The sequence below is a fragment of the Escherichia sp. S10b genome, from assembly GCF_028421345.1.
Lineage (GTDB): Bacteria > Pseudomonadota > Gammaproteobacteria > Enterobacterales > Enterobacteriaceae > ECMA0423.
In genome coordinates this window covers 94997-109290 of sequence record NZ_JAHZSO010000166.1, presented here as the reverse complement: position 1 = coordinate 109290, position 14294 = coordinate 94997, and the positions used below count along the sequence as shown (strand labels likewise).

At 51.2% G+C, this 14294-nt stretch carries 13 protein-coding genes; 5 read left to right on the top strand and 8 right to left on the bottom strand.

The window, feature by feature from the left end:
* Positions 1-27 precede the first annotated feature (27 nt).
* The 3 genes from serA to FTE26_RS15615 form a co-directional block, all read right to left on the bottom strand.
* Positions 28-1260: a phosphoglycerate dehydrogenase gene (gene serA / locus FTE26_RS15625; RefSeq protein WP_001151604.1), complete on the bottom strand. Its 1233-nt coding sequence runs from the start codon at positions 1258-1260 to the stop codon at positions 28-30.
* 254 nt (positions 1261-1514) lie between these two features.
* Positions 1515-2174: a ribose-5-phosphate isomerase RpiA gene (gene rpiA, locus FTE26_RS15620; protein ID WP_000189743.1), complete on the bottom strand. Its 660-nt coding sequence runs from the start codon at positions 2172-2174 to the stop codon at positions 1515-1517.
* A 55-nt stretch (positions 2175-2229) separates the two neighbouring features.
* A complete protein-coding gene (locus FTE26_RS15615; RefSeq protein WP_001348334.1) occupies positions 2230-2460 on the bottom strand; it encodes a hypothetical protein in 231 nt (76 codons plus the stop codon).
* 141 nt (positions 2461-2601) lie between these two features.
* On the opposite strand from FTE26_RS15615, the gene argP reads away from it, so the two are divergent.
* The 5 genes from argP (at position 2602) to scpC (ending at position 9129) form a co-directional block, all read left to right on the top strand.
* Positions 2602-3495: a DNA-binding transcriptional regulator ArgP gene (gene argP / locus FTE26_RS15610; RefSeq protein ID WP_000828351.1), complete on the top strand. Its 894-nt coding sequence runs from the start codon at positions 2602-2604 to the stop codon at positions 3493-3495.
* Positions 3496-3698: 203 nt separating this feature from the next.
* Positions 3699-5843, top strand: a complete 2145-nt coding sequence (gene scpA / locus FTE26_RS15605) for a methylmalonyl-CoA mutase (protein ID WP_000064234.1) — start codon at positions 3699-3701, stop codon at positions 5841-5843.
* Positions 5836-6831 carry a methylmalonyl Co-A mutase-associated GTPase MeaB gene (meaB, locus tag FTE26_RS15600; RefSeq protein WP_000606527.1) on the top strand — a complete coding sequence of 332 codons (996 nt, stop codon included), beginning with the start codon at positions 5836-5838 and terminating at the stop codon, positions 6829-6831. Before scpA ends, meaB begins: the two co-directional genes overlap by 8 nt.
* A 10-nt stretch (positions 6832-6841) precedes the next feature.
* A complete protein-coding gene (gene scpB, locus FTE26_RS15595; protein ID WP_000122080.1) occupies positions 6842-7627 on the top strand; it encodes a methylmalonyl-CoA decarboxylase in 786 nt (261 codons plus the stop codon).
* A 23-nt stretch (positions 7628-7650) separates the two neighbouring features.
* Positions 7651-9129, top strand: a complete 1479-nt coding sequence (gene scpC, locus FTE26_RS15590) for a propionyl-CoA:succinate CoA transferase (RefSeq protein ID WP_000449941.1) — start codon at positions 7651-7653, stop codon at positions 9127-9129.
* On the opposite strand, the gene srsR is transcribed toward scpC, so the two are convergent.
* From srsR to fbaA, 5 genes are all read right to left on the bottom strand, one after another.
* A complete protein-coding gene (gene srsR / locus FTE26_RS15585; RefSeq protein ID WP_000350807.1) occupies positions 9126-10022 on the bottom strand; it encodes a LysR family transcriptional regulator SrsR in 897 nt (298 codons plus the stop codon). The two genes, scpC and srsR, sit on opposite strands and share 4 nt — an antisense overlap.
* Positions 10023-10188: 166 nt before the next feature.
* Positions 10189-10929, bottom strand: coding sequence for an oxidative stress defense protein (locus FTE26_RS15580; RefSeq protein ID WP_000669834.1), 741 nt, complete (start codon positions 10927-10929; stop codon positions 10189-10191).
* Positions 10930-11021: 92 nt separating this feature from the next.
* On the bottom strand, positions 11022-11657 hold the full coding sequence (gene argO / locus FTE26_RS15575) for an arginine exporter ArgO (protein ID WP_000493346.1): 636 nt from the start codon (positions 11655-11657) through the stop codon (positions 11022-11024).
* A 138-nt stretch (positions 11658-11795) separates the two neighbouring features.
* Positions 11796-12656: a small-conductance mechanosensitive channel MscS gene (mscS, locus tag FTE26_RS15570; RefSeq protein WP_000389818.1), complete on the bottom strand. Its 861-nt coding sequence runs from the start codon at positions 12654-12656 to the stop codon at positions 11796-11798.
* 357 nt (positions 12657-13013) lie between these two features.
* Positions 13014-14093: a class II fructose-bisphosphate aldolase gene (gene fbaA / locus FTE26_RS15560; RefSeq protein ID WP_000034372.1), complete on the bottom strand. Its 1080-nt coding sequence runs from the start codon at positions 14091-14093 to the stop codon at positions 13014-13016.
* Positions 14094-14294: the final 201 nt, after the last annotated feature.

The window sequence follows — 14294 nt, the reverse complement described above, 5'->3', positions numbered from 1 at the left end:
TGCCCGTTAATTTTCAGAGAAGGGGAATTAGTACAGCAGACGGGCGCGAATGGTACCCGGAATAGCTTTCATTGCCTGCAGCGCTTTTTCGGCAACGTCTTCGTCAGCTTCAATATCAATAACCACATAACCCATCTGGGCGGAAGTTTGTAGATATTGCGCGGCGATGTTGACGCCCTGCTCGGCGAAGATTTTGTTCAGCGCAGTTAGCACGCCCGGACGGTTTTCGTGGATGTGCATCAGACGACGCCCACCGTGCAGTGGCAGCGAGACTTCCGGGAAGTTCACCGCAGAGAGCGTTGAGCCATTGTCAGAATACTTGATCAATTTACCCGCAACTTCCAGGCCAATATTCTCCTGCGCTTCCTGAGTCGAACCGCCAATGTGTGGCGTCAGAAGGACGTTGTCGAATTCACACAGCGGAGAGGTAAATGGATCGCTATTGGTCGCCGGTTCCGTCGGGAATACGTCGATTGCCGCCCCCGCCAGATGTTTGCTCGCCAGCGCATCACACAGCGCCGGAATATCCACCACAGTACCGCGCGAAGCATTAATCAGCAGCGAGCCGGGCTTCATTAGTGAAATTTCTTTCGCGCCCATCATATTTTTGGTGGACGGATTCTCTGGTACATGCAGACTCACCACATCGCTCATATTCAGCAGGTCAGAAAGATGCTGTACCTGAGTGGCGTTGCCCAGCGGCAGTTTGTTTTCAATATCATAAAAGTAAACATACATTCCCAGCGATTCAGCCAGAATGCCCAATTGCGTACCAATATGACCGTAGCCGATGATACCCAGCTTTTTGCCGCGCGCTTCAAAAGAACCCGCCGCCAGTTTGTTCCACACGCCACGGTGCGCTTTAGCATTGGCTTCCGGCACGCCGCGCAATAGCAGCAGCAGTTCGCCAATCACCAGCTCCGCAACAGAGCGCGTATTTGAGAACGGTGCGTTAAATACCGGGATCCCGCGCTTTGCCGCCGCATCCAGATCAACCTGGTTTGTTCCTATACAGAAACAGCCAATAGCGACCAGCTTTTCTGCGGCGTTGATCACGTCTTCAGTCAGATGGGTACGGGATCGCAGGCCGATGAAGTGGGCATCGCGGATGGATTCTTTTAATTGTTCATCATCCAGCGCGCCTTTGTGAAATTCGATGTTGGTGTAACCAGCTGCACGAAGGCTTTCCAGCGCCTTTTGGTGCACGCCTTCTACCAGCAGAAACTTAATCTTGTCTTTCTCCAGCGATACCTTTGCCATTTACCCAATCCTGTCTTTGAAATGTTGTGTGCGGATTTGCATCCGCCTTTCAACATATCAAAAAATAATATTGCGGCAATATGAACGTTTGCGTCGCGATGTTGAGGAAATATCACGCAAAGGTATTTCTTGGTTGAATATGCTGGTTTAGAGGATTTATTTAGAGCAATCGACAATAGCCAGGTAAAAACGTGACACATGTCACCAAATTTAATGAAGAGAATTTTTTTAACGGGGGAGGTTCCCCCGTCAGATCATTTCACAATGGTTTTGACACCGTCAGGTGTGCCAATCAGCGCAACGTCCGCGCCACGGTTAGCAAACAAGCCAACAGTCACCACGCCAGGAATCGCATTTATGGCGTTTTCCATCGCTATCGGGTCAAGGATTTCCATGCCGTGGACGTCGAGGATCACGTTGCCGTTATCGGTCACTACGCCCTGACGGTATTCCGGACGACCGCCCAGTTTCACCAGCTGGCGCGCCACTGCACTACGTGCCATCGGGATAACTTCTACTGGCAGCGGGAATTTACCCAGAATATCAACCTGCTTGGAAGCGTCTGCAATACAGATAAATTTTTCTGCAACCGAAGCAATGATTTTTTCACGGGTCAGCGCCGCGCCGCCGCCTTTGATCATTTGCATGTGGCCGTTGATTTCATCTGCGCCATCAACGTAGATGCCAAGGCTGTCGACTTCGTTGAGATCAAAAACGTGAATGCCGAGGCTTTTCAGTTTTTCAGTGGAAGCATCTGAACTGGAAACGGCCCCTTCAATCTGGCCTTTCATTGTACCGAGCGCGTCAATAAAGTGTGCGGCGGTGGAACCTGTACCTACACCAACAATGGTGCCGGGCTGAACATACTGAAGTGCCGCCCATCCTACTGCTTTTTTCAATTCATCCTGCGTCATGATCGTTTCGCCTGTGGTATGAAATTTCACACGCATTATATACAAAAAAAGCGATTCAGACCCCGTTGGCAAGCCGCGTGGTTAACTCATCCATAAAATATCGCGCAATGGCAGGCATCCCCTTTCGCCCCGCAAATAAGGCATGCAACAATCTGGGTATGCCGCTCCACGGTGCAAACAGGCGCACCAGTTCACCGGTCGCAAGCCCCTGTTTACAGGCAAATTGAAGCAATAACGCCACCCCATTCAACACAACCAGGGCGCGAACTCGCTGAGCGAAATGCATTAGCGCAAATCCCTGATCTTTTAAGCTGCGCGTTTAACCACGAATACAAATGTTACCCGCCGACGGCTTCGGTATATGCAACCTGACACAAAATTGTGTCATAGTGCAGGAAAAAGCATTTACCAGGAGCAGACAACAGCAATGAAACGCCCGGACTACAGAACATTACAGGCACTGGATGCGGTGATACGTGAACGAGGATTTGAGCGCGCGGCACAAAAGCTGTGCATTACACAATCAGCCGTCTCACAGCGCATTAAGCAACTGGAAAATATGTTCGGGCAGCCGCTGTTGGTGCGTACCGTACCGCCGCGCCCGACGGAACAAGGGCAAAAACTGCTGGCACTGCTGCGCCAGGTGGAGTTGCTGGAAGAAGAGTGGCTGGGCGATGAACAAACCGGTTCGACTCCGCTGCTGCTTTCACTGGCGGTCAACGCCGACAGTCTGGCGACGTGGTTGCTTCCTGCACTGGCTCCTGTGTTGGCTGATTCGCCTATCCGCCTCAACTTGCAGGTAGAAGATGAAACCCGCACTCAGGAACGTCTGCGCCGCGGCGAAGTGGTCGGCGCGGTGAGTATTCAACATCAGGCGCTGCCGAGCTGTCTTGTCGATAAACTTGGTGCGCTCGACTATCTGTTCGTCAGCTCAAAACCCTTTGCCGAAAAATATTTCCCTAACGGCGTAACGCGTTCGGCATTACTGAAAGCGCCAGTGGTCGCGTTTGACCATCTTGACGATATGCACCAGGCCTTTTTGCAGCAAAACTTCGATCTGCCTCCAGGCAGCGTGCCCTGCCATATCGTTAATTCTTCAGAAGCGTTCGTACAACTTGCTCGCCAGGGCACCACCTGCTGTATGATCCCGCACCTGCAAATCGAGAAAGAACTGGCCAGCGGTGAACTGATTGACTTAACGCCGGGGCTATTTCAACGCCGGATGCTCTACTGGCACCGCTTTGCTCCTGAAAGCCGCATGATGCGTAAAGTCACTGATGCGTTGCTCGATTATGGTCACAAAGTCCTTCGTCAGGATTAATCCATCAAATAATGCCTGATAGCACATATCAGGCGTTATCCTCACTTCTTTTTGTATTCCTTGAATCACATCACAAAATAGACAAATCTCAGGCGGCAAAAAACGACGTCTGAATGCATTTTTTTTGCTGGCGACAAACCCACGTAAAAAGCTCACCGTAAGCGCAAATACCCTCATTTTGATTGCGTTTTACGGAGCAAATAATGTCTAACGAGCAGGAGTGGCAACAGCTTGCCAACAAGGAATTGAGCCGTCGGGAGAAAACTGTCGACTCGCTGGTTCAGCAAACCGCGGAAGGGATCGCCATCAAGCCGCTGTATACCGAAGCCGATCTCGATAATCTGGAGGTGACAGGTACCCTTCCTGGTTTGCCGCCCTACGTTCGTGGCCCGCGTGCCACTATGTATACCGCCCAACCGTGGACCATCCGTCAGTATGCTGGTTTTTCAACAGCAAAAGAGTCCAACGCTTTTTATCGCCGTAACCTGGCCGCCGGGCAAAAAGGTCTTTCCGTTGCGTTTGACCTTGCCACCCACCGTGGCTACGACTCCGATAACCCACGCGTGGCGGGTGACGTCGGCAAAGCGGGCGTCGCTATCGACACCGTGGAAGATATGAAAGTCCTGTTCGACCAGATCCCGCTGGATAAAATGTCGGTTTCGATGACCATGAATGGCGCAGTGCTACCAGTACTGGCGTTTTATATCGTCGCCGCGGAAGAGCAAGGTGTTACACCTGATAAACTGACCGGCACCATTCAGAACGATATCCTCAAAGAGTACCTCTGCCGCAACACCTATATTTACCCGCCAAAACCGTCAATGCGCATTATCGCCGACATCATCGCCTGGTGTTCCGGCAACATGCCGCGATTTAATACCATCAGTATCAGCGGTTACCACATGGGTGAAGCGGGTGCCAACTGCGTGCAGCAGGTAGCATTTACGCTCGCTGATGGGATTGAGTACATCAAAGCAGCAATCTCTGCCGGACTGAAAATTGATGACTTCGCTCCTCGCCTGTCGTTCTTCTTCGGCATCGGCATGGATCTGTTTATGAACGTCGCCATGTTGCGTGCGGCACGTTATTTATGGAGCGAAGCGGTCAGTGGATTTGGCGCACAGGACCCGAAATCACTGGCGCTGCGTACCCACTGCCAGACCTCAGGCTGGAGCCTGACTGAACAGGATCCGTATAACAACGTTATCCGCACCACCATTGAAGCACTGGCTGCGACGCTGGGCGGTACTCAGTCACTGCATACCAACGCCTTTGACGAAGCGCTTGGTTTGCCTACCGATTTCTCAGCACGCATTGCCCGCAACACCCAGATCATCATCCAGGAAGAATCAGAACTCTGCCGCACCGTCGATCCACTGGCCGGATCCTATTACATTGAGTCGCTGACCGATCAAATCGTCAAACAAGCCAGAGCCATTATCCAACAGATCGACGAAGCCGGTGGCATGGCGAAAGCGATCGAAGCAGGTCTGCCAAAACGAATGATCGAAGAGGCCTCAGCGCGCGAACAGTCGCTGATCGACCAGGGCAAGCGTGTCATCGTTGGTGTCAACAAGTACAAACTGGATCACGAAGACGAAACCGATGTACTTGAGATCGACAACGTGATGGTGCGTAACGAGCAAATTGCTTCGCTGGAACGCATTCGCGCCACCCGTGATGATGCCGCCGTAACCGCCGCGTTGAACGCCCTGACTCACGCCGCACAGCATAACGAAAACCTGCTGGCTGCCGCTGTTAATGCCGCTCGCGTTCGCGCCACCCTGGGTGAAATTTCCGATGCGCTGGAAGCCGCTTTCGACCGTTATCTGGTGCCAAGCCAGTGTGTTACCGGCGTGATTGCGCAAAGCTATCATCAATCTGAGAAATCAGCCTCCGAGTTCGATGCCATTGTTGCGCAAACGGAGCAGTTCCTTGCCGACAATGGTCGTCGCCCGCGCATTCTGATCGCCAAAATGGGCCAGGATGGACACGATCGCGGCGCGAAAGTGATCGCCAGCGCCTATTCCGATCTCGGTTTCGACGTAGATTTAAGCCCGATGTTCTCTACACCTGAAGAGATCGCCCGCCTGGCCGTAGAAAACGACGTTCACGTAGTGGGCGCATCCTCACTGGCTGCCGGTCATAAAACGCTGATCCCGGAACTGGTCGAAGCGCTGAAAAAATGGGGACGCGAAGATATCTGCGTGGTCGCGGGTGGCGTCATTCCGCCGCAGGATTACGCCTTCCTGCAAGAGCGCGGCGTGGCGGCGATTTATGGTCCAGGTACACCTATGCTCGACAGTGTGCGCGACGTACTGAATCTGATAAGCCAGCATCATGATTAATGAAGCCACGCTGGCAGAAAGTATTCGCCGCTTACGTCAGGGTGAGCGTGCCACACTCGCCCAGGCCATGACGCTGGTGGAAAGCCGTCACCCGCGTCATCAGGCACTAAGTACGCAGCTGCTTGATGCCATTATGCCGTACTGCGGTAACACCCTGCGACTGGGCGTTACCGGCACCCCCGGCGCGGGGAAAAGTACCTTTCTTGAGGCCTTTGGCATGTTGTTGATTCGAGAGGGATTAAAGGTCGCGGTTATTGCGGTCGATCCCAGCAGCCCGGTCACTGGCGGTAGCATTCTCGGGGATAAAACCCGCATGAATGACCTGGCGCGTGCCGAAGCGGCGTTTATTCGCCCGGTACCATCCTCCGGTCATCTGGGCGGTGCCAGTCAGCGAGCGCGGGAATTAATGCTGTTATGCGAAGCGGCGGGTTATGACGTAGTGATTGTCGAAACGGTTGGCGTCGGGCAGTCGGAAACGGAAGTCGCCCGCATGGTGGACTGTTTTATCTCGTTGCAAATTGCCGGTGGCGGCGATGATCTGCAGGGCATTAAAAAAGGGCTGATGGAAGTGGCTGATCTGCTCGTTATCAACAAAGACGATGGCGATAACCATACCAATGTCGCCATTGCCCGGCATATGTACGAGAGTGCCCTGCATATTCTGCGACGTAAATACGACGAATGGCAGCCACGGGTTCTGACTTGTAGCGCACTGGAAAAACGTGGAATCGATGAGATCTGGCACGCCATCATCGACTTCAAAACCGCGCTAACTGCCAGTGGTCGTTTACAACAAGTGCGGCAACAACAATCGGTGGAATGGCTGCGTAAGCAGACCGAAGAAGAAGTACTGAATCACCTGTTCGCGAATGAAGATTTCGATCGCTATTACCGCCAGACGCTTTTAGCGGTCAAAAACAATACGCTCTCACCGCGCACCGGCCTGCGGCAGCTCAGTGAATTTATCCAGACGCAATATTTTGATTAAAGGAATTTTTATGTCTTATCAGTATGTTAACGTTGTCACTATCAACAAAGTGGCGGTCATTGAGTTTAACTATGGCCGCAAACTTAATGCCTTAAGTAAAGTCTTTATTGATGATCTTATGCAGGCATTAAGCGATCTCAACCGGCCGGAAATTCGCTGTATCATTTTGCGCGCGCCGAGTGGATCCAAAGTCTTCTCCGCAGGCCACGATATTCACGAACTGCCGTCTGGCGGTCGCGATCCGCTCTCCTATGATGATCCATTGCGTCAAATCACCCGCATGATCCAAAAATTCCCGAAACCGATCATTTCGATGGTGGAAGGTAGTGTTTGGGGTGGCGCATTTGAAATGATCATGAGTTCCGATCTGATTATCGCCGCCAGTACCTCAACCTTCTCAATGACGCCTGTAAACCTCGGCGTCCCGTATAACCTGGTCGGCATTCACAACCTGACCCGCGACGCGGGCTTCCACATTGTCAAAGAACTGATTTTTACCGCTTCGCCAATCACCGCCCAGCGCGCGTTGGCTGTCGGCATCCTCAACCATGTTGTGGAAGTGGAAGAACTGGAAGATTTCACCTTACAAATGGCGCACCACATCTCTGAGAAAGCGCCGTTAGCCATTGCTGTTATCAAAGAAGAGCTGCGTGTACTGGGCGAAGCGCACACCATGAACTCCGATGAATTTGAACGTATTCAGGGGATGCGCCGCGCGGTTTATGACAGCGAAGATTACCAGGAAGGGATGAACGCTTTCCTCGAAAAACGTAAACCTAATTTCGTTGGTCATTAATCCCTGCGAACGAAGGAGTAAAAATGGAAACTCAGTGGACAAGGATGACCGCCGATGAAGCGGCAGAAATTATCCAGCATAACGACATGGTGGCATTTAGCGGCTTTACCCCAGCGGGTTCGCCGAAAGCCTTACCGACCGCGATTGCCCGCAGAGCTAACGAACAGCATGAGGCCAAAAAACCGTATCAAATTCGCCTGCTGACGGGGGCGTCAATCAGCGCCGCCGCTGACGATGTACTTTCTGACGCCGATGCTGTTTCCTGGCGTGCGCCATATCAAACATCGTCCGGTTTACGTAAAAAGATCAATCAGGGCGCGGTGAGTTTCGTTGACCTGCATTTGAGCGAAGTGGCGCAAATGGTCAATTACGGTTTCTTCGGCGACATTGATGTTGCCGTCATCGAAGCATCGGCACTGGCACCGGATGGTCGAGTCTGGTTAACCAGCGGGATCGGTAATGCGCCGACATGGCTGCTGCGGGCGAAGAAAGTGATCATTGAACTTAATCACTATCACGATCCGCGCGTTGCAGAACTGGCGGATATTGTGATTCCTGGCGCGCCACCGCGGCGCAATAGCGTGTCGATCTTCCATGCAATGGATCGCGTCGGTACCCGCTATGTGCAAATCGATCCGAAAAAGATTGTCGCCGTCGTGGAAACCAACTTGCCCGACGCCGGTAATATGCTGGATAAGCAAAATCCCATGTGCCAGCAGATTGCCGATAACGTGGTCACGTTCTTATTGCAGGAAATGGCGCATGGGCGTATTCCGCCGGAATTTCTGCCGCTGCAAAGTGGCGTGGGCAATATCAATAATGCGGTAATGGCGCGTCTGGGGGAAAACCCGGAAATTCCTCCGTTTATGATGTATTCGGAAGTGCTACAGGAATCGGTGGTGCATTTACTGGAAACCGGCAAAATCAGCGGGGCCAGCGCCTCCAGCCTGACAATCTCGGCCGATTCCCTGCGCAAGATTTACGACAATATGGATTACTTTGCCAGCCGCATTGTGTTGCGTCCGCAGGAGATTTCCAATAACCCGGAAATCATCCGTCGTCTGGGCGTCATCGCTCTGAACGTCGGCCTGGAGTTTGATATTTACGGGCATGCCAACTCAACGCACGTAGCCGGGGTCGATCTGATGAACGGCATCGGCGGCAGCGGTGATTTTGAACGCAACGCGTATCTGTCGATCTTTATGGCTCCGTCGATTGCTAAAGAAGGCAAGATCTCAACCGTCGTGCCAATGTGCAGCCATGTTGATCACAGCGAACACAGCGTCAAAGTGATCATCACCGAACAAGGGATCGCCGATCTGCGCGGTCTTTCCCCGCTTCAACGCGCCCGCACTATCATTGATAATTGTGCACATCCTATGTATCGGGATTATCTGCATCGCTATCTGGAAAATGCGCCTGGCGGACATATTCACCACGATCTTAGCCACGTCTTCGACTTACACCGTAATTTAATTGCAACCGGCTCGATGCTGGGTTAATGACTCGTCCCGTCACGATCTTCAGCAATATGCTGAAGCATCGTGGCGGTATAACGATGATTTCTGATTGAATAAAGATATTCCTGCATATACATCGGCCTGTGCGGCGCATCAAAATATTTCAGCGTTGCCGGATTCACCAGTCGCCAGGCAAAATGCGGGATCACCGTCAGAAAATGTCCGCGCTCCACGGCGCTGATTTTGGCCATAAAACTGTAGGGACGATAAATAATGGTTGGATTGATCCCACAAGGTCGCATATTCGCATCAATCATTGCTTCGAAGTTGGCCCGGTTCTGAAAGCGCATTTGTAGCCAGGGCAGCTCCTGAAGCAGCTCTTGCTCTTGACGCTCTTCATAACGGCGAGAAACGAGAAAGCCTAATCGCAGCGGTGGTAGTTCACTGATAGTCAGGTTTTCCAGTTCCTGAACTCGTGCAGATACATGCTGTGGGGAGATAATAAAATCTAACTGGCGGTCAAAAAGATTATCGATAACGCCGTTTTCGCTGAACTCAACTGGCTGGGCGGTCACGCCTTCATACTTATCTCCGAGACTAATCAACTGATCGAAAATAATTGTCGGATAAGTATTATCTATGCCAATCACAATTTCTCGTGAACGACGTCCTGAGTTATGGATTTCATTATCAATCGCAGAAAGCCGTTGATAAACCGGGAACAGTTTTTGATACAGTTCCTGTCCGGCTTTATTGAGGCTGATATTATTATCTTTGCGGGTAAATAGCGTATAGCCAATTTGTTCTTCCAGCGCGGCAATGCTTTTACCAAATGGCGAAGCCGTCATATGGATTTTTTCTGCCGCCCGGGCAATATTATTGGTTTGCGCTAATAAAATGAAATTGCGCATCTTTTTCGAAATAAAAATGTCCATCCCCCTCCCCCGCATCCTTGTCCGCTTAACCGTTTCAGTCAGCCTATCCTTGATGAAACCGCGAGCAAAGATAGGTGATTACGTCATGGTTTTACAGAAAATTACAGAAAAAGGAGGCAATATCGGGTAAAGGCATTAGCCCGACGAATACGTCGGGCTACAAGTATTATTGTGCTGCAGGTGTTTTAGCGGGTTGTTGATCCACAGGTTCTAACTGGAAGACCACATCGACCTGATCATCAAACTGAATAGCGGCCTGCTCGTAAGTTTCCTGGGCGGACACCGGCGCGGCATCGGCTTTCATCATCCGCACCATTGGGCTGGGCTGATAGTTGGAAACATGGTAGCGCACGCTATATACCGGCCCCAGTTTACGATGAAAGCCGTTCGCCAGTTCCTGCGCCTGATGAATCGCGTTATCAATCGCTGCCTTACGCGCTTTGTCTTTATAGGCATCCGGCTGCGCCACGCCCAGCGACACAGAACGAATTTCGTTAAGACCCGCCTTCAGCGCGCCATCCAGCAAGGAATTCAGTTTGTCTAACTGACGGAGCGTGACTTCCACCGTTCTCACAGCGCGGTAGCCTTTCAGGATACTTTTACCATCCTGATAATCATAATCTGGCTGGGTGCGTAAGTTCGCTGAGCTGATATCTTTTTTCGCGATCTGATTGAGTTCAAGGAAGGAAATGTATTGTGCGACGCGCTCATCTGCCTGTTTCTTGGCAGTAGCGGCATCCTTCGCGGCCACGTTAACTTCAATCGCAAGAGTGGCAATGTCTGGCACCGCATCCACGCTTGCCGTACCGGAGGTGACAATATGCGGTCCATCCGGCAATTCGTTAGCCTGCGCTGCCATCCCGCTAATACCCATTAATGCCGCCAGGGCGATAACTTTGAACTTCACGTTAGTCTCTCCGTGTTAATTGACTTGCCCAAAATTCAGGACCTCTGGAGGCAAGCTTAGCGCCTCTGTTTTATTTTTCCATCAGATAGCGCCTAACTGAACAAGGCTTGTGCATGAGCAATACCGTCTCTCGCCAGCTGCAAGGCTATAAACCACATGACACATCCCACTACCAGATTGATAATGCGCTGTGATTTTGCCGTGCGCAGGCGCGGTGCCAGCCAGGCTGCGAGAATAGCCAGACCAAAGAACCACAGGAAAGAGGCGCTAATTGTCCCGAGCGCAAACCAACGTTTTGGTTCGACGTCAAGCTGCCCGCCAAGGCTGCCCAGTACAACAAAAGTATCCAGGTAAACATGCGGATTCAGCCAGGTCACTGCCAACATGGTGGCGATAATTTTCCATCTGCCTTGCTTCAGGACTTCGGCACTGGCTAACTCAATATTACTGCTCATTGCGGTTTTAAAAGCGCCAAAACCATACCACAGCAAGAAGGCTACGCCGCCCCAGGTGACCAGCGCCAGCAACCACGGCGACTGCATCAATAACGCGCTGCCACCAAAAATCCCGGCGCAAATCAGGACCAAATCGCTGATAGCACAAAGTAAGGCAATCATAATGTGGTACTGACGACGAATGCCCTGATTCATCACAAAAGCATTTTGTGGACCGAGCGGTAGGATCATAGCTGCGCCAAGCGCAAGACCTTGAAAGTAATAAGAAAACACGTTGGATATTCCGAATTAAGTATCTGATGCAGAGACTATATCGCGGGATTGTTATTAGCGGAAATTGATAATATTAATTGGCAATCAGAAAAACTAATAAGAGAGAGGCCAGAGAGTATTATCTGGCCTCAGCGTTGATTACGCAGCTTTGTCTTCTTTCACCCGCTTAAAGTTCACATCCATTTGCGGGTACGGGAAGCTGATACCGGCGGCATCAAATTCACGTTTAATACGCTCCAGCACATCCCAGTACACGTTTTGCAGATCGCCGCTGTTGCTCCAGACGCGGACCACGAAATTAATCGACGATGCACCAAGTTCGTTCAGGCGCACAGTCATTTCGCGATCTTTCAAAATGCGATCTTCAGACTGGATAATATTGGTCAGGATCTGCTTAACCTGATCGATATCGGAATCATACGCCACGCCAATAATAAATTCGTTACGGCGAACTGGCTCGCGGGAGAAGTTAATAATATTTCCGGCAATAATTTTACCGTTCGGAATAACGATAATTTTACCGTCTGCAGTACGCATGGTGGTGGAGAAAATCTGCACACTCAGCACAGTACCGGCTACGCCGCCGAGGTCAACATATTCTCCGGCACGGAACGGGCGGAACATGACAAGTAACACGCCAGCGGCCAGGTTAGACAGTGACCCCTGCAAAGCCAGACCAACAGCTAAGCCTGCGGCACCGAGTACAGCAATGACGGACGCGGTTTGTACACCCACGCGTCCCAGTGCAGCGATTAGAGTAAAGGCGATAATACCGTAACGGACTAATGCAGAAAGAAAATCAGCAACAGTGGCATCGATTTTACGGGAGATCATCAGGCGATTCACCGCGTTGGAAATCATCCGCGCGATAATCAAACCAACGATGATGATCGCGAGTGCCGCCACGATGTTTACTGCATAACTTAGCAGCAGCGCCTGGTTAGCTACCAGCCAGCTTCCCGCGCCGTTTATGCTATCGACAACATTCAAATCTTCCATTCAATATTCCTTTTCAACTGACTCAAAATGGAGAAATACACTCCGCCGCCTTATGACGGGCAGTCTGACAAGGGTAAACAATAAAGCATAATTTTGCCAAATAGATCACAGATTTCTCATCTGAATCACCTTGCTTTTGGCGAAAAAATCCCCGCAGAGCGGGGCTCAGACAGATATCAATGTGCGCTTTGTCATGCCGGATGCGGCGTGAACGCCTTATCCGGCCTACAAAAACCTGCAAATTCAATATATTGCAGGATACGTGTAGGCCTGATAAGCGTAGCGCATCAGGCAATTTTGCTTTTGGCGAAAAAAAGACCCGCAGAGCGGGCCTTGAGATAAGCAGAAAGGAATATCTTACAGAACGTCGATCGCGTTCAGTTCCTGGAATGCTTTTTCCAGACGAGCAATCATCGAAGTCTGACCGGCACGCAGCCATACGCGCGGATCGTAGTATTTCTTGTTCGGCTGATCTTCGCCTTTCGGGTTACCCAGCTGACCCTGCAGATAAGCTTCGTTCGCTTTGTAGTAGTTCAGAACGCCTTCCCAGGTTGCCCATTGGGTATCGGTATCGATGTTCATTTTTACTACGCCGTAGCTTACGGAGTCTTTGATTTCCTGAGCAGTAGAACCGGAACCACCGTGGAATACGAAGTTCAGGCTGTTGTGCGGCAGGTTGTGTTTCTTGGAAACATATTCCTGAGAATCACGCAGGATGGTCGGAGTCAGAACCACGTTACCCGGCTTGTAAACACCGTGTACGTTACCGAAGGACGCTGCGATGGTGAAACGCGGGCTGATTTTGCTCAGTTCGGTGTATGCGTAATCAACGTCTTCCGGCTGGGTGTACAGTGCAGAAGCGTCCATGTGGCTGTTGTCCACGCCGTCTTCTTCACCACCGGTGCAACCCAGTTCGATTTCCAGAGTCATGCCGATTTTGGACATACGCTCCAGGTATTTAGAGCAGATTTCGATGTTCTCTTGCAGAGATTCTTCAGACAGGTCGATCATGTGAGAAGAGAACAGCGGCTTGCCGGTAGCTGCGAAGTGTTTTTCACCCGCGTCCAGCAGACCGTCGATCCACGGCAGCAGTTTCTTCGCGCAGTGGTCAGTGTGCAGGATAACCGGAACACCATAATGTTCAGCCATCTGGTGAACGTGATGCGCACCAGAGATCGCGCCCAGGATAGCAGCACCCTGCGGAACGTCAGATTTCACGCCTTTACCAGCGATAAAGGAAGCACCACCGTTGGAGAACTGAACGATAACCGGCGCTTTAACTTTAGCAGCAGTTTCCAGTACGGCGTTGATGGAGTCAGTACCGACGCAGTTTACTGCTGGCAGTGCGAAGTTGTTTTCTTTTGCTACCTGGAAAACTTTCTGTACGTCATCACCAGTGATTACGCCAGGTTTTACGAAATCAAAAATCTTAGACATGTCTCTTGTCCTGTATCGTCGGGCCTTATACTCATCATACTTCAAGTTGCATGTGCTGCGTCTGCGTTCGCTCACCCCAGTCACTTACTTATGTAAGCTCCTGGGGATTCACTCTCTTGTCGCCTTCCTGCAACTCGAATTATTTAGAGTATGAAAAAATGCGTGCTCTAAAAGCGCGCTGAAACAAGGGCAGGTTTCCCT